We start from the raw sequence: 15,289 nt of genomic DNA, 5'->3' as shown, positions 1-15,289 counted from the left end.
GCCGCCGCGTCCGCCGCGACCTCGCCGCGCAGGCCGCCGCCGCGGCCGCCGAGCCCGCCTCCGGCCCCGGGCTCGTCGTCACCCTCGGCGACGCGCCCGGCGACGGCGGCGGGGACTCCGACGGCCGGGTCTATGATCAGGATCTCCAGGTGCTGGTCAACGGGCTCTGGGCGGCGGGCGCCACGGCCATCGGGATCAACGGGCGCCGGCTCACCCCGGTCACCGCGATCCGCACCGCGGGGGAGGCGATCCTGGTGGACTACCGCCCGCTGACCGGCCCGTACGAGGTCACGGCGCTCGGCGACCCGGACCGCGTGCGGGACGCGTTCACCGGTTCCGCCGCCGACCGCAGGCTGCGCGACCTCGAGGAGCGGTACCGCATCCGGTACGACGCGCACCGCACGTCCGGCGCCCGGCTGCCCGCGGCGGGCGCGCTGCGGCTGCGCTACGCCACGCCTGTCCCGGAAGCGGGCGGGTGACGCGATGACCGGGCACACGACGACCACGGTCGGAACGGCCGCGCACGGAACGGCCGCGCACGGAACGGCCGCGCACGGAACGGCCGCGTGCGGAACGACCGCCCAAGGAACGACCGCGCACGCGGCCGCCGCGGCCGCGGCGCGCACGGAAGGGACGGCCAGGGAATGATCGCGCTGATCGGGCTGGTGATCGGCGTGGTGCTGGGCCTCCTCCTGCACCCCGACGTCCCGCTGTGGCTCCAGCCCTACCTGCCCATCGCCATCGTCGCGGCGCTCGACGCCATGTTCGGCGGCGTCCGGGCCCGGCTCGAGGGGATCTTCGACGAGAAGGTGTTCGTCGTGTCCTTCCTCAGCAACACCGTCATCGCGGCGCTGATCGTCTTCCTCGGCGACGAGCTGGGCGTCGGCTCGCAGCTGTCCACCGGCGTCGTGGTCGTCCTCGGCATCCGGATCTTCTCCAACGCGGCCGGCATCCGGCGGAAGCTGTTCGGCGCATGAGCGGCGACGACGCCCGTGAGCGGCCCGAGGCGCCCGACCGGCCGGAGACGCCCGGGCGGCCTCCTGAGCGGCCCGCTGAGCCGCCGGACGAGCCGCCCCCGCCCCTCACCGGGGTGATGGCCCTGCTGCGGCCCAGGGCGAGCTGGGGGCAGCTCATCGGCGGGCTGCTGTGCGTCCTCGTCGGCTTCGCGGTGGCCGTGCAGGTCCGCTCCACCAAGCGCGACACCACGTTCGCCACCGCCAGGCAGGACGAGCTGGTCGGCATCCTGGCCGATCTGGGCCAGCGGTCCGAACGGCTCCGCGGCGACATCCGCGACCTGGAGGAGACCAAGGCCGAGTTGCAGCGCGACGCCCAGGGCGGCGCCGCCCTGGAGGAGGCGCGCAAGCGCGCCACGACCTACGGGCTCCTGGCGGGCACACTCCCCGCCGAAGGGCCCGGCATCCAGATGGTCGTCCAGGACCCGCGCGGCGGCGTCCGCGCCGGCGGCCTCCTGGACGCGCTGGAGGAGCTCCGCGACGCCGGCGCCGAGGTCGTCCAGGTCAACGACGTCCGCGCCGGGGTCGACACCTACTTCGTCGACGACCGCGACGGCGTCCTCGCGGATGGGGCCACGCTGCGCGCCCCGTACACGTTCCTCGCCATCGGGGACCCCCACACCATGACCACGGCGCTCAACATTCCGGGCGGCGTCGTGCGGACGCTGCGGGCCGCCGGTGCCACCGTCTCGATCACCCCGCGCGCGAAAGTGACCGTGAGCGCGATACGGTCTCCGTAAGAGGGAACGGGGGGAGCGGTGAACGGCCGTCCGGGACGTCGCGATCGGCGCCGCCCGCGCGGCGGCGTAGACCGGCGATCATCGGCACGGGTACCGTGGTGCGGTCGGTTCACCGTTCCGGTTGACCCCTCGGGCAATACCCGCGTAAGTTGCGGCGACCGTCGCGTGCGCGGGCGGTGAGCAGGACCGTGGTCGGGGGCGGGTCCCCGGCGTGGGTTGGGTGAAGGATGCGCGTGGCGCACGCGGCTCCCGCGGCAGCGGGGCGTCCGCGGGCGGCGCGCCGATGGTAGGAGGCCGAGCCGATCTATGCCGAGCGTCTACTGCACGCAGTGCGGTCACGCCAACCCGGATGATGCCCGCTTCTGCTCGAACTGCGGCACCCCGCTGACGCGGGGCGCCCAGCCGCCGATCTACCGGGAGTCGCCCGGCGAGTCGACCTCCACGATCTCCATCGGCGGGTTCGAGGCGCTGGACACCGGCCAGGAGGCCGAGGAGCAGCCCGGTCCGGACCAGACCGCCATGGAGGCGCTCCCGCCCGGGACCGCGCTGCTGGTCGTCAAGCGGGGGCCGAACGCGGGGAGCCGCTTCCTGCTCGACAAGGACCGCACCTCCGCCGGACGGCACCCGGAGAGCGACATCTTCCTGGACGACGTCACCGTCTCCCGCCGGCACGCCGAGTTCGCCCGGCACGGCGGCACCTTCTCGGTCCGCGACGTCGGCAGCCTGAACGGCACCTACGTCAACCGGCAGCGGATCGACCAGGCCGGCCTGTCCGGCGGCGACGAGGTCCAGATCGGCAAGTTCCGGCTGGTCTTCCTGACCAACCCGGCGCACGCCTGACGAGGACCGGAGCGGCGGGGGAGCACGGGGTCTCGGCGACGATGGGAGGGCCCTTGAACGCGCAGCCGGCCCGGTCCCCGATGACCATCGGGGACGTCCTCGGGCTGCTCAGGAGCGAGTTCCCCGACATCACCATCTCCAAGATCCGGTTCCTGGAGTCGGAGGGGCTCGTGGAACCGGAGCGCACCCCCGCCGGGTACCGCAAGTTCGGCCCGGCGGACGTGGAGCGGCTCCGGTTCGTGCTCACCGCGCAGCGCGACCACTACATGCCGCTGCGCGCGATCCGGCAGCACCTGGAGGCCCGCGACCGCGGCGAGGCCGTCCCGCCGCTCGGCGCCCGCGCCGAGGAGCCCGCCCGCCGGCCCCGCACCCTGGTCGCGGCCGGCGCCGACGCGCCCGACCCGGCCGTCCGGCTGACCCGCCGCCAGCTCCTGGACGGCGCCGGCATCGGCGAGGACCTGCTCGGCGACCTGGAGGAGTACGGGCTCGTCCGCCGCAACGGCACCCACTACGACGGCGAGGCCCTCACCGTGGCCCGCGCCGCCGCCGCGCTCGGCGAGCACGGCTTCGAGGTCCGCCACCTGCGCGCCGCCAAGGCCGCCGCCGACCGGCAGGCCGGCCTGATCGAGCAGATGGTCGCCCCGCAGCTGCGCCGGCGCAGCCCGGGCGCGCACGAGCAGGCCGCCGAGACCGCGCGCGACATCGCCGCGCTCTCCGTCCGGCTCCACGCCGCCCTGCTGTCGGCGGGCCTTCGCGAAAGCCTCGACCCCTGATCAGGGGGTCCGGGGAGGCATTTGCCGCCCGCCGCCGCGCCACCCTGTCCGAGCCTGGGTGTACGTTGGGCTACAGGATTCGTCGAGGATCCGTCCGGTGCACGTGGTGATCGAGACAGCGTCGACCAGCAGGGAGCCGCAGTGAAGCAGATGGAGGTCGTCGGCGTCCGGGTCGAGATGCCCTCCAATCAGCCCATCGTCCTGTTGAAGGAGACGGAGGGCGAGCGCTACCTGCCCATCTGGATCGGGGCGGTCGAAGCGACCGCGATCGCCTTCGCCCAGCAGGGCGTGCTGCCCGCGCGCCCCCTCACCCACGACCTGTTCCGGGACGTGCTCGACGCGCTGAGCGTCCAGCTCCGCACCGTGAACATCACCGACCTGCGCGAGGGGATCTTCTTCGCGGACCTGGTCTTCTCCAACGGCGTCGAGGTGAGCGCCCGCCCGTCCGACTCCATCGCCCTGGCGCTGCGCACCGGCGCGACGATCTTCGCCAGCGAGGACGTCCTCGAGGAGGCCGGCGTGGCCATCCCCGACGAGCAGGAGGACGAGGTCGAGAAGTTCCGCGAGTTCCTCGACACCATCTCCCCGGAGGACTTCGGCCGCGCCGGCTAGACCGCGCCGCGCCGGCTAGACCGCGCCGACTGCCTCGCGCCGCACCGGTAGACCGCGCCGTACGGGCCGCCGCTCCGACCTTCCGTCCGGACCCGCGGTACGGCCGCGCCCGGCGCTCCGCGGCACGTCCCGCCTGTTCGAGCGGGCATCGGTTACGCTGTGTGATGGAGCGGTGCGGGCCGGACTTGGCGGATGGAGTGGGGAATGTCACTTCAGGGTGTAAGTTCATGCCGTGCCGCGATTGGTCTTGCATTGCCCTGGACCTGGCAGTTTCCGAGGGGTGACCAACGGGGTAGGAGTGCGTTGGCGGCTAGGGTGCGCAGTTTGCCCACGTGAAGCCGGTTCATCCGGGCATGCGACGCGCCGACGGTGAACGTTGACCACACCCTGACCGGCACCTACCGTGCTGGTGGAACACCCGTGGTGTAATTCGTCAAACCCCCTTGACGAAGCGCCACGGGCTGATAGAAGCCGGAGGTCCGCGTGGCGGTGAGCAGCGGCGAGGGCAAGGCGACCCCCGAAAGGCACATGGCGTCACAACGCGCCGGAGAGCAGGGCCTGCTCTTCGACACGCAGGTGTCCGCGCCGCCGGAGGACGTCGGCTACCGCGGCCCGACGGCGTGCGCGGCGGCGGGGATCACCTACCGGCAGCTGGACTACTGGGCCCGCACGAAGCTGGTCGAGCCGAGCGTCCGCGCGGCGCAGGGATCGGGCAGCCAGCGGCTCTACAGCTTCCGCGACATCCTGGTGCTGAAGGTCGTGAAGCGGCTGCTGGACACCGGGGTGTCGCTGCAGCAGATCCGCACCGCCGTGACGCACCTGCGCGACCGCGGCGTCCAGGACCTGGCGCAGATCACCCTGATGAGCGACGGGGTGAGCGTCTACGAGTGCACCTCCGCCGACGAGGTCGTGGACCTCCTCCAGGGCGGGCAGGGCGTCTTCGGCATCGCGCTCGGACGGGTGTGGCAGGAGGTGGAGGGAAGCCTGGCGGAGCTTCCCGGCGAACGCGCCGCCACCGACGACCCGGACCCTCTCGAACACCCCCACGATGAGCTGGCGAACCGGCGGCGCGCCCGCCGCACCGGCTGACCCCTCCCGCGAGCCCGCGGCCGCCCCCGGACGGCCTCCGACCCCTCAGATCGCCTCCTTGCGCTGGAGATAGGCGAACGCCGCCCAGCCCGGCAGCACGGGAAGCCACAGCGTCAGCAGCCGGTACAGCAGCACCGCGGACGTCGCCGTCTCCGCGGTCAGCCCCGAGATCGTCAGCGCCAGCGTCAGCGCGCCCTCGACGGCGCCGAGCCCGCCCGGCGTCGGCACCGCGGAGCCGACCGCGTTGGCGGTCAGGAACACCACCACGACGGCCGTCCAGGGGAGCGACCCGCCGAACGCCCGGATCGAGGCGTCCAGGCAGACCACGTACGCCACCGTCAGCCCCACCGTCCCGCCGAGCCCGGTGGCGAGCTTGCGCGGCGACTGCAGGACGTCCACGAGCCGCGGCACCACGCCGGAGAACATCGCCCGCAGCCGTGACGTCGCGAACCGCCGCACCCGCGGGATCGTCAGCGCCGCGCCGGCGGCCAGCCCCAGCGCCAGCACCACGATCATGATCGTGCGGGACGGCGCCAGGTCCTTGGTGGCGTTGTGGGTGGAGCCGGTGAGGAAGCCGAACAGCGCCAGCAGCAGCACGTGCACCACCAGCCCGACCAGCTGGGACGCGCCGACGCTGGCGACCGCGAGACCCGAGCGGATGCCGGACCGCTGCAGGAAGCGGGTGTTGATCGCCACGCCGCCGACCGCGGCCGGCGCGACCAGCTGCACGAACGACGCGGCGAGCTGGACCAGCACCGTCCGCCCCAGCGGCAGCCGCTCCGGGACGAAGCCCAGCAGCATGTACGCCGCCGCGAGATAGGTGGCGGCGGACCCGGCGAGGGCGATCAGCAGCCAGTGCCAGGTGACGGTCGACAGCAGGTGCGCGAAGTCGAGGCTCGCGACCTGCGGGAGCACGATGTAGCCGGCGACGGACAGGCCGACGATGCTGAAGATCGTCCGGGGCCGGAAGCGCTCCAGCCGGACCGGCGCCGCCTCCGTCTCCGGCTTCAGCGCGACGATCTGCTCCCGGATGCGGGTCAGCAGCTCGCGGTCACGGCGCAGCGCCGTCCGCGTCGACCGCGACAGCGCCACCCGCTGCAGCAGCGGCACCGCCGCCGGGAGCGCGTCCTCGCCCAGCGCCGACGCCGCGGTCCGCACCGCCCGCTCGGGGCCCGCGCGCAGCGCCACGGTGGTGAGCAGCTGCGCCAGGTCGAGCCGCAACGCCAGGTCGCCGGCCGCGATCTCGCCGGACCGCATGTCGGTGAGGTAGGCGCGGCCGTCGTCGCCGACGAGGATCGCGTCCTCCTCCAGCCGCCGGTGCGCGAGGCGGCCCTCCTGCAGCCGCCGGAACTGCCGCCACACGTCGGCGAGCAGGGTGTCGGTGACCTCCTCGTCCCGGACGTCCCCGAGCCGCCGCCCCGGCACGTGCTCGTAGGCCAGCAGCGCCGCCTCCGTGCCGACCTCCGACGTCCCCACCAGCCGGGGAGTGCGCGCGCCCGCCGCGTCCACCGCGTACGCCATCAGGGACTCCAGCTCGAGGGAGCGGCGCAGCGGGCGCAGCGCCCGGCCCGTGGTGGTGCGGCTCAGCCGCAGCGTCCGCCACATCCGGTACAGCAGCCCCGCGGTCTGCTGGTCGCGGTCGAGGACCCGCACCTCCAGGTCCCACCGGCCGGGCCGCCGCTCGCCCGGCGCGCGGCACTCCTCGTCCCGCCGGTCGAGGACGACGCCGTAGCGGCGGTCCGCGGCGGCGTCGCCGGGATCGCCGAGGCGCGCGGCGCGGCGCGGGCACAGCCCGAGCCGCTCCAGCGTGGAGACCACCGTCGTCCCGGTCGGGCGCGGGTTGGGCGTTCCGACCGCGTACAGCGTCCCGTAGCCGATCGCGCGGCCGAGCAGGTAGGTGGCCGCGAGCGCGGCGACCGACGCGTACGACGCGGTCAGCCCGGTCAGCGCGGCCAGCCCGATGAGCGTCCACGTCACCGCCTGCCAGCGGGTCCGCCCCGCCATCCCGACCGCCGTGACGAACGCGATCACCGGGGCGATGTCGGTGTGCACCGGGGCGGTGCTGGTGCCGCCCCAGATCAGCGAGTCCAGCACCCCGCCCGGCGCGGCGCTCGTCACCCAGTCGTCCAGCCCGACCGTGATCCCGAACGCGATCACGGCGGCCAGCAGCGCGATCGCGACCCGCATGCCGTCCTTGCGGAACAGCCGCTCGACCGCGAACGCGATCGGCACCGTCAGCACCCCGAAGCTGGACGCCAGCGTGGCCAGCGACAGCAGCAGGCGCGGGGCGTGCGCCGTGCCCTGCGCGATGTCGGTCTGCAGCCCGTGCGTGGTCTGCTGCGCGATCGACACCAGCAGCATCACCACGGCCAGCGTGACGCACGAGACCCCGAACCTGATCGCGTCGGCGGACCGGCGGATCCGGTCCGGCTGGGCGGGCTCGTCCACGGGGACGCCGGCGGTCGCGCCCGTCGCCGGGCGCACCGCCCCGCCGTGGGTCTGTGTCACGCCGTACCGCCGCCCTGACCGTCCGCCATCGTGATCAGCGTCCCAGGGCCGGCGGCGCGCCGCCAACGCGACCCCCGTCCGGCCGGCCGCGCGGACGGCGCCGCGCCCCGTCCCGCCCGGTGGCCGCGCGGCCCGCGGCCCGCCCCGGTGAGCTGTGCACATCGTACTTGCCGGTAGATGCCCGGACCGTCCATCACCCCGGTTCCGCGCGCCGGGACGCGCCGCCGTTGCGGCGGTTCGCGGCCCCGCGCGACGATCGCGCGCGCGATGGTTGGGTAGGGTTTGTTCCGGACATGCCGTCGACCCTGCGCGGGAGAGACCCCATGCGGCCAGCGTGGGGCGCCGAAGGGGCAACCTCCCCGGAACCTCTCAGGCAAAAGGACCGCGCGGACGAGGCACCTCTGGAAAGCAGGCGCCGTTCCCCCGACCGGGGGAGGGGCGGCTCACCGAAGGGGAAATCCCGCCCGGCGGGGGAAGCTCTCAGGTGCCGATGACAGAGGGGGAGACCGGCCGCCGGCCCGTTGCCGGCGGCGGCCCTGAGCGACCGCAGCAGCCAGGAGGCTCTCCATGACCGCCCAGTTCTTCGCCCCCGTGGCCTCGCCGCAGCACCCCCGTTCCACGTTCGCCGACCGGCACGTCGGCCCGTCCCCGGACGAGCGGGCCCGGATGCTGGCCGCCATCGGCTACTCCGGCGCGGAGGCGCTGATCGACGACGCCGTCCCGGCGGCGATCCGCACGTCCCGGCCGCTGGAGCTGCCGCCCGCGCTGAGCGAGACCGCCGCGCTGGCCCGGCTGCGCGAGCTGGCGTCCCGCAACACCGTCCTCACCTCGATGATCGGCCTCGGCTACCACGGGACGATCACGCCGGGCGTGATCCTGCGCAACGTCCTGGAGAACCCGGGCTGGTACACCGCGTACACCCCGTACCAGCCGGAGATCTCGCAGGGCCGCCTCGAGGCGCTGCTGAACTTCCAGACGGTCGTGTCCGACCTGACCGGCCTGCCGGTCGCCAACGCCTCCATGCTGGACGAGGGCACCGCCGCCGCCGAGGCCATGGCGCTCGCGCACCGGGTGTCCAAGCGCAAGGAGCCCGGGACGTTCCTGGTCGACGCCGACGCGCTGCCGCAGACGATCGAGGTCGTGCGGACCCGGGCGGTCCCGCTCGGCATCGGGGTCGTCGTCGCGGACCTGTCCGCCGGGCTGCCCGACGGCGACTTCTTCGGCGTCCTGCTGCAGTACCCGGGCGCGTCCGGCGCCGTCCGCGACCTGGAGCCGATCACCGCGCAGGCGCACGAGCGCGGCGCGAAGGTCGTCGTGGCCGCCGACCTGCTCGCCCTGACCCTGCTGCGGCCGCCGGCGGAGTCCGGCGCCGACATCGCCGTGGGCTCCGCGCAGCGGTTCGGCGTCCCGTACGGGTTCGGCGGCCCGCACGCCGGCTACATGGCCGTCGGCGAGGGCATCCAGCGGCAGCTTCCCGGACGCCTCGTCGGCGTGTCCGTCGACGCCGACGGCGCCACCGCGTACCGCCTCGCCCTGCAGACCCGCGAGCAGCACATCCGCCGCGAGAAGGCCACCAGCAACATCTGCACCGCGCAGGTCCTCCTCGCCGTCATGGCGAGCATGTACGCCGTCTACCACGGCCCCGAGGGCCTCGCCGCGATCGCCCAGCGGACGCACCGCCGCGCCGCCGAGATCGCCGCGGGCCTGCGCGCCGGCGGCGTGGAGGTCGTCCACGGCGCGTTCTTCGACACCGTCCTCGCCCGCGTCCCCGGCCGCGCCGCCGAGGTCGTCGCGGCCGCCCGCGAGCGCGGGATCAACCTGCGGCCGTCCGGCGCCGACCACGTCGCCGTCGCCTGCGACGAGACGACGCTCCCCGAGCACGTCACCGCCGTCCTCGAGGCGTTCGGCGTGCCCGCCGATATCGGCGGCGCCGAGGAGGCGATCCCCGACGGCCTGCGCCGCGAGAGCCCCTACCTCAGCCACCCGGTCTTCCACGCGCACCGCTCCGAGACCGCCATGCTGCGCTACCTGCGACGGCTCCAGGACAAGGACATCGCGCTCGACCGCTCGATGATCCCGCTCGGCTCCTGCACGATGAAGCTGAACGCCACCGCCGAGATGGAGCCGATCACCTGGCCCGAGTTCGCGAACCTCCACCCGTTCGCGCCGGTCGACCAGGCCGCCGGCTACCTCGAGCTGATCCGCGAGCTGGAGGACGCCCTCGCCGAGATCACCGGGTACGCCAAGGTGTCCGTCCAGCCGAACGCCGGCTCCCAGGGCGAGCTGGCCGGCCTCCTCGCCATCCGCGGCTACCACGCGTCCCGCGGCGACGAGCACCGCGACGTCTGCCTCATCCCCTCGTCGGCGCACGGCACCAACGCCGCCAGCGCCGTCATGGCGGGCATGCGCGTCGTCGTCGTCAAGTGCGACGAGGGCGGCAACGTCGACCTCGACGACCTGCACGCCAAGATCGGAAAGCACGGCGACCGGCTCGCCGCGATCATGGTGACGTACCCGTCCACGCACGGCGTGTTCGAGGAGTCGATCACCGACGTCTGCGCCGCCGTCCACGCCGCCGGCGGCCAGGTCTACGTCGACGGCGCCAACCTCAACGCCCTCGTCGGCCTCGCCCGCCCCGGCGAGTTCGGCTCCGACGTCTCCCACCTCAACCTGCACAAGACCTTCTGCATCCCGCACGGCGGCGGCGGCCCCGGCGTCGGCCCCATCGGCGTCCGCGAGCACCTCGCCCCGTTCCTGCCGAACCACCCGCTCCGCGAGGAGGCCGGCCCCGCCGGCACCGGCGTCGGCCCGATCTCCGCCGCGCCGTGGGGCTCCGCGGGCATCCTGCCGATCTCCTGGGCGTACATCGCGATGATGGGCCCGGACGGCCTGCGCGCCGCGACCGAGGGCGCCATCATCGGCGCCAACTACCTCGCCGCCCGCCTCGGCCCGCACTACCCGATCCTCTACACCGGCCGCAACGGCCTCGTCGCCCACGAGTGCATCGCCGACCTCCGCAAGATCACCAAGGAGACCGGCATCACCGCCGAGGACGTCGCCAAGCGCCTCATCGACTACGGCTTCCACGCCCCGACGCTCTCCTTCCCCGTCGCCGGCACGCTGATGATCGAGCCCACCGAGTCCGAGGACCTCGCCGAACTCGACCGGTTCTGCGACGCCATGATCGAGATCCGCCGGGAGATCCAGCGCGTCGCCGACGGCGGCTACGACCGCGAGGACAACCCGCTCAAGAACGCCCCGCACACCGCCGCCTGCCTCGTCTCCGACGACTGGAAGCACGCCTACACCCGCGACGAGGCCGCCTACCCCGTCCCCGCGCTCCGCGAGACCAAGTACTGGCCCCCGGTCCGCCGCATCGACCAGGCCTACGGCGACCGCAACCTCGTCTGCTCCTGCCCCCCGCCGGAGGCGTTCGAGGACTGAGTCCTCCCAGGGGGGCGACCCCCTGGAACCCCCGTTGCGACGGACAAGGCGTTTCACGCTCCGCTGGCGCTCCGCGTGAAACGCCTTGTCCGTCGTCGGGCAGGCCCGCTCCGCTCGCTGCGCTCGCTCCGCGTGCCTGCCCGTGTTTTCCCAGGGGGCGACCCCCTGGAACCCCCGTCACGGTTGAGGGGCTGTTTCCCGCTCCGCTAGCGCTCCGCGGGAAACAGCCCCTCAACCGTCGGGCAGGCCCGCTCCGCTCGCTGCGCTCGCTCCGCGTGCCTGCCCGTGACCGTGGCTGAGGTTCTTCTTCCGTATGGGTGTTCAGCCGGGTCAGCGGGCGGGTGTGCAGCCGGGTCAGCGGACGGGGGTTCGGGCGGCTCGCGTGGGCGGGGATACGGGGTTTTGTGATCTTGGCGGGGTTTCCGGGTGTCCTCCGGGACGGGCGGCGGCTCGGTCGCTAGGCTCTGGGCGGACCCGGCCCGCAGAGGGCACGGACCCCGACCCCCAGAGGGCAGAAGACCGATGAGCGAGTCCGCGGCCGACGACCCGGCCCTGTTGTGCGAGGAGGCGCGGAGCCTCGCGGAGAACGGCGCGGCCGGGGAGGCCGCGCTGCTGTTCGAGCGGGTGCTGGCGCTCGGCGACACCCCGTGCCGGGCGCAGGCCGCGCTCGGCCTCGCGGTCGTCCTGGACGACGGCGGCGACGTCGAGGCGGCCCGCGAGGCCGACCGGGCCGCCATCGCCACCGGCGACCCCGAGTACGGCCCCCGCGCCGCCTACCACCTGGCGCTCACCCACGAGCGGGCCGGGGAGCACGAGGAGGCGGCGCCCGCCTGGCGCGTCGTCGTCGACTTCGGCAACCCGGCGTACCTGCCGCCCGCCCACCTCGCCCTCGCGCGGCTCGCCGACGACGCGGGCGCGTTCGAGGAGGCGTGCGAGCACTGGGAGGCCGTGATCGGCACGGGCGACCCCGAGTACGGGCCGCCCGCCGCGCACGACCTCGCCCAGCGGCTGCTGGAGCGCGGCGAGCCCGCCCGCGCGCAGCGGGTGCTGGCCGCGGGGCTCAGGCTGATCGAGCGGGACGGCGCCCCGTACGCGTACGCGCGGCTCGCCGTCGCGCTCGGCATCTCCTACCTCGACCAGGCCGTCGGCGCGTTCGGCGCGGCGCTCGGCGACCCGTCCGAGCCCGCCGACCCGGAGGTCGGGCCGCTCGCGACGGAGCTGCTGGCGCGCACGCTGCCGCTGCGCGGGCGCGGCGCGGAGGCGGGCGAGGTGTGGCGGCGCGGCCTCGCCGACCCGGGCGTCGCCGGCCAGGTGCGGGCCCGGCTGCGCCGCGACTTCGGCGACGAGGACGCCGACCCCGCCGACCTGTGGTGGGAGCCGGTCGTCGAGCAGGCCGTCAGCGACGGGACGCTGCCCGCGCTCGCCGGCGAGGCGTTCGGCGCCCTCGACCACATGTACGCGCTGCTGGCCGTCCGGTACGCGGGCGAGCAGGAGCGGCCCGGAAGCGTCGACGAGGTGATCGGCGACGCCGTCCGGGTGCCGGACGGGTACCCGTGGGGGCCGCTGCTGCACGAGAGCTTCGCGGAACGGCTGCGGCTGGCGATGGGCGCCCCGCCGCCGGAGCGCCCGGGAGGCTGACCCCGCCGCGCCTCAGTGCGCGATGTGGCGCTGCGCGACGACCTTGGTGATGCGGGCGCGGACGAGGTACTCGCCGGGCACCGCGTTGCGCGCCCCGAACTCCTCCGCGCGGTCCGCGCCCATGTAGCGGCCGCCGATGGCGGTCGCCCACTTGCGCAGCTCGTCGAGGTCCTCGATGAGCCGCGCCTCGGCCTGCATCATCACGTACGAGAACGGCGGCGTCTGGTCGTCGACGCACACCGACAGGCGCGGGTCGCGGGCGAGGACGCGCGCCTTGATGCTCTCGTGGTAGGTGGTGAACAGCAGGTCGTCGCCGTCGAGGACGAACCAGATCGGCGTGACGTGAGGGGTGCCGTCCTTGCGGGTGACGCCGGCCTTGCCGGTGCGGGTGCCCTCCAGGACGAAGGCGCGCCATTCGCTGTCGGTCATGATCTCCATCCGTCCAGTGTGCCCCACGCGATCACCGGCCGTGCCGGGCCGATACCGTGGCGTCATGCAGATCCAGACCGCGCACGGGCCCGCCGAGGCGACCCTGGACGGCCCGGACCGCCCGGCGTTCCTGCTGGTCCTGACGCATGGATCGAACGGAGGAGTGGACGCGCCCGACCTGCTGGCGGTCCGCGACGTCGCGCTCGGGCTGGACGGCGCGGTCGCGCGGGTCATGCAGCCGTTCCGGCTTGCGGGGCGCAGGGCGCCCGGCTCCGCCGTCAAGCAGGACGAGGCGTGGCTCGATGTCGTCGGGGTGCTGCGGGAGCGGTACGGGGACGTCCCGCTCGTGCAGGGCGGCCGGAGCAACGGCGCGCGCGTCGCGTGCCGGACGGCGACGGCGGTCGGCGCGGCGGGGGTGATCGCGCTGGCGTTCCCGCTGCACCCGCCCGGCAAGCCGGAGAAGACCCGGGTGGACGAGCTGCGCGGCGCGGGCGTGGAGGTGCTGGTCGTCAACGGCGACCGGGACCCGTTCGGGGTGCCGGACGCGGCGGACGCGGCGCATGTCGAGGTGCTGCCGGGGGAGCGGCACGACCTGAACAAGAACCCCGCCGAGGCGGGCCGGGCGGCGGAGCCGTGGCTGCGGCGTTGGGCGGCTGCCCCGGCGCGGACGGCCCGGTGAGAGGGGCCCGGACAGCAGTACGCCCCTGGGCCCGGTGCGGGCCCAGAGGGCGTGGTCGGGCGGGCGTGCCCCCGAGGATGATCACCCGTTCGAACTAGTCCCCCGTCGGAGACTCGTCACGCGGCGGACGGCGCCTTCAGGTCCGTCGGCCGGTGCGGGGCGATGACCACTCCATCGGGCAGCAGCTCGCCGGTGTCCTCGAAGAGCACGACGCCGTTGCACAGCAGGCTCCACCCCTGCTCGGGATGGGCGGCGAGCGTCCTGGCGGCGTCGCGGTCGGGCGCGTTGTGCGAGGGACAGGGCGGCTGGTGCGGGCACATCGGCGTGCCTCCGGTCTCAACTACTGGTCGGTTGTGGTGCTTTCCCTTATGACGCACCCCAGTGTGGAACGGTTCGCTCGACCCGGCCATAGCCCGTTGGGACGGTTGTCCTTTGGTACCGGAGTGCCGGTGATCTGTGACCCGCCTCACCCCGAGGTGCCAGGCATAGCGTTCCTCACGCTCGATAACGGACGAAGAACGACACGCCGACGTCCGGAAAACGTTCCCGCCCGTTGGATCTTCCTTACCGGGGCGCCCGGTTCCGGTCGGTGTGTGCGATCGTTTCACCCGGACGCGGCCTCCGGGCGTCCTACGATGTGCCCCGGGGACCGGGCTTTGCGAGCGTGGGGGGTGAGGCCGGTATGCGCGTCGCGCTGTTCGTCGCGTGCTTCGACGACGCGTTGTTCCCCGCGACCGGCAGGGCCGTGACGGCGCTGCTGGAGCGGCTCGGCCACGACGTCTCCTACCCGCCCGGCCAGACCTGCTGCGGCCAGGTGCACTGGACGACCGGCTACCACCGCGAGGCGGCCGGCCTCGCGCGCGCGTTCACCGCCGCGTTCGAGGGCGCGGAGGCGATCGTGGCGCCGTCGGCGTCGTGCGCCGCCGCCGTCCGCGACGCCTACCCGCGGATCGCGCGGGCGTCCCGCGACGCGGCGCTGGCCCGCGCCGCCGAGGACCTGGCGGTCTACGAGCTGACCGAGTTCCTGGTGGACGTGCTCGGCGTGACCGACGTCGGCGCCTACTTCCCGCACCGCGTCACCTACCACCCGTCCTGCCAGTCGGCGCGGACCCTCGGCGTCGCCGACCGACCGCTGCGGCTGCTGCGCGCGGTGAAGGGCCTCGACCTGGTGGAGCTTCCGGCGGCGGACGAGTGCTGCGGGTTCGGCGGCGCGTTCGCGATGAAGAACGCCGACGTCTCGGTGGCGATGGTGGCCGACAAGGTCCGGCACGTCCGCGACACCGGCGCGGACGTGGTGTGCGCGGTCGACAACGGCTGCCTGGCGCACATCGGCGGGGCGCTGTCGCGGCTGCGCGGCGGGGTCCGGGTCATGCATCTGGCCGAGATCCTGGCCGCGACGGGGCCGGCGTGACCGGCGCGCCGCCGGGGCCGCCCGCGGGAGCGGGAGGGGCTCACGGGGCGGGCACCGCGCCGCCGAAGTTCGCCGTCGCCGCGCGGGCGGCGCTGGCCGACACCGCCCTGCGC

The 15,289-nt window shown here is 74.5% G+C and carries 14 protein-coding genes and 1 riboswitch; of the genes, 11 read left to right on the top strand and 3 right to left on the bottom strand.

Translation table 11 applies throughout. From position 1 onward, the window contains the following. The 7 genes from amrb99_RS47615 to amrb99_RS47585 all read left to right on the top strand — a co-directional run. Positions 1–479: DUF881 domain-containing protein (locus amrb99_RS47615; protein WP_190868714.1), on the top strand; the 479-nt coding region annotated here is incomplete at its 5' end. 165 nt (positions 480–644) lie between these two features. Beyond that, positions 645–977 carry a small basic family protein gene (locus amrb99_RS47610; protein WP_173092574.1) on the top strand — a complete coding sequence of 111 codons (333 nt, stop codon included), beginning with the start codon at positions 645–647 and terminating at the stop codon, positions 975–977. Then, positions 974–1,753: a DUF881 domain-containing protein gene (locus amrb99_RS47605; protein WP_190868713.1), complete on the top strand. Its 780-nt coding sequence runs from the start codon at positions 974–976 to the stop codon at positions 1,751–1,753. The genes amrb99_RS47610 and amrb99_RS47605 overlap by 4 nt, the downstream gene beginning before the upstream one ends. A 306-nt stretch (positions 1,754–2,059) precedes the next feature. Next, complete coding sequence (locus amrb99_RS47600; RefSeq protein WP_151547269.1) at positions 2,060–2,593, top strand: FHA domain-containing protein; 534 nt, start codon at positions 2,060–2,062, stop codon at positions 2,591–2,593. A gap of 53 nt (positions 2,594–2,646) precedes the next feature. After that, entirely contained in the window at positions 2,647–3,366 is a 720-nt protein-coding gene (locus amrb99_RS47595) for a MerR family transcriptional regulator (RefSeq protein ID WP_206700390.1), read from the top strand. Between the two features lie 141 nt (positions 3,367–3,507). Further along, positions 3,508–3,978, top strand: a complete 471-nt coding sequence (locus tag amrb99_RS47590) for a bifunctional nuclease family protein (protein WP_151546279.1) — start codon at positions 3,508–3,510, stop codon at positions 3,976–3,978. Positions 3,979–4,461: 483 nt separating this feature from the next. Further along, positions 4,462–5,067 (top strand): MerR family transcriptional regulator, encoded by a 606-nt coding sequence (locus amrb99_RS47585; protein ID WP_190868711.1) that lies wholly within the window; start codon positions 4,462–4,464, stop codon positions 5,065–5,067. A 45-nt stretch (positions 5,068–5,112) separates the two neighbouring features. On the opposite strand, the gene amrb99_RS47580 is transcribed toward amrb99_RS47585, so the two are convergent. Next, positions 5,113–7,575 carry a lysylphosphatidylglycerol synthase transmembrane domain-containing protein gene (locus amrb99_RS47580; RefSeq protein ID WP_347257176.1) on the bottom strand — a complete coding sequence of 821 codons (2,463 nt, stop codon included), beginning with the start codon at positions 7,573–7,575 and terminating at the stop codon, positions 5,113–5,115. Between the two features lie 300 nt (positions 7,576–7,875). After that, positions 7,876–7,970: riboswitch (glycine riboswitch) on the top strand. A 172-nt stretch (positions 7,971–8,142) separates the two neighbouring features. Here amrb99_RS47580 and gcvP point away from each other — a divergent pair. Beyond that, positions 8,143–11,019, top strand: coding sequence for an aminomethyl-transferring glycine dehydrogenase (gene gcvP / locus amrb99_RS47575; RefSeq protein WP_190868709.1), 2,877 nt, complete (start codon positions 8,143–8,145; stop codon positions 11,017–11,019). Between the two features lie 522 nt (positions 11,020–11,541). Continuing rightward, a complete protein-coding gene (locus tag amrb99_RS47570) occupies positions 11,542–12,657 on the top strand; it encodes a tetratricopeptide repeat protein (protein WP_190868708.1) in 1,116 nt (371 codons plus the stop codon). 12 nt (positions 12,658–12,669) lie between these two features. Here the strand turns inward: amrb99_RS47570 and amrb99_RS47565 are convergent, their stop codons facing one another. Further along, on the bottom strand, positions 12,670–13,086 hold the full coding sequence (locus amrb99_RS47565; RefSeq protein WP_347257175.1) for a PPOX class F420-dependent oxidoreductase: 417 nt from the start codon (positions 13,084–13,086) through the stop codon (positions 12,670–12,672). Between the two features lie 64 nt (positions 13,087–13,150). Between amrb99_RS47565 and amrb99_RS47560 the strand changes: the two genes are divergently transcribed. Next, positions 13,151–13,765, top strand: a complete 615-nt coding sequence (locus amrb99_RS47560; protein WP_190868706.1) for an alpha/beta family hydrolase — start codon at positions 13,151–13,153, stop codon at positions 13,763–13,765. Positions 13,766–13,881: 116 nt separating this feature from the next. Here the strand turns inward: amrb99_RS47560 and amrb99_RS47555 are convergent, their stop codons facing one another. Further along, positions 13,882–14,085, bottom strand: a complete 204-nt coding sequence (locus amrb99_RS47555; RefSeq protein ID WP_190868705.1) for a DUF5999 family protein — start codon at positions 14,083–14,085, stop codon at positions 13,882–13,884. Between the two features lie 362 nt (positions 14,086–14,447). On the opposite strand from amrb99_RS47555, the gene amrb99_RS47550 reads away from it, so the two are divergent. Next, positions 14,448–15,176 (top strand): (Fe-S)-binding protein, encoded by a 729-nt coding sequence (locus amrb99_RS47550; RefSeq protein ID WP_190868704.1) that lies wholly within the window; start codon positions 14,448–14,450, stop codon positions 15,174–15,176. The last annotated feature ends 113 nt before the right edge of the window (positions 15,177–15,289 follow it).

The organism is Actinomadura sp. RB99, assembly GCF_014706005.1.
In the GTDB taxonomy this organism is placed as follows: domain Bacteria; phylum Actinomycetota; class Actinomycetes; order Streptosporangiales; family Streptosporangiaceae; genus Spirillospora.
The sequence above is the reverse complement of the archived record's forward strand: the minus strand, read 5'-3'. Positions and strand labels throughout refer to the sequence as shown.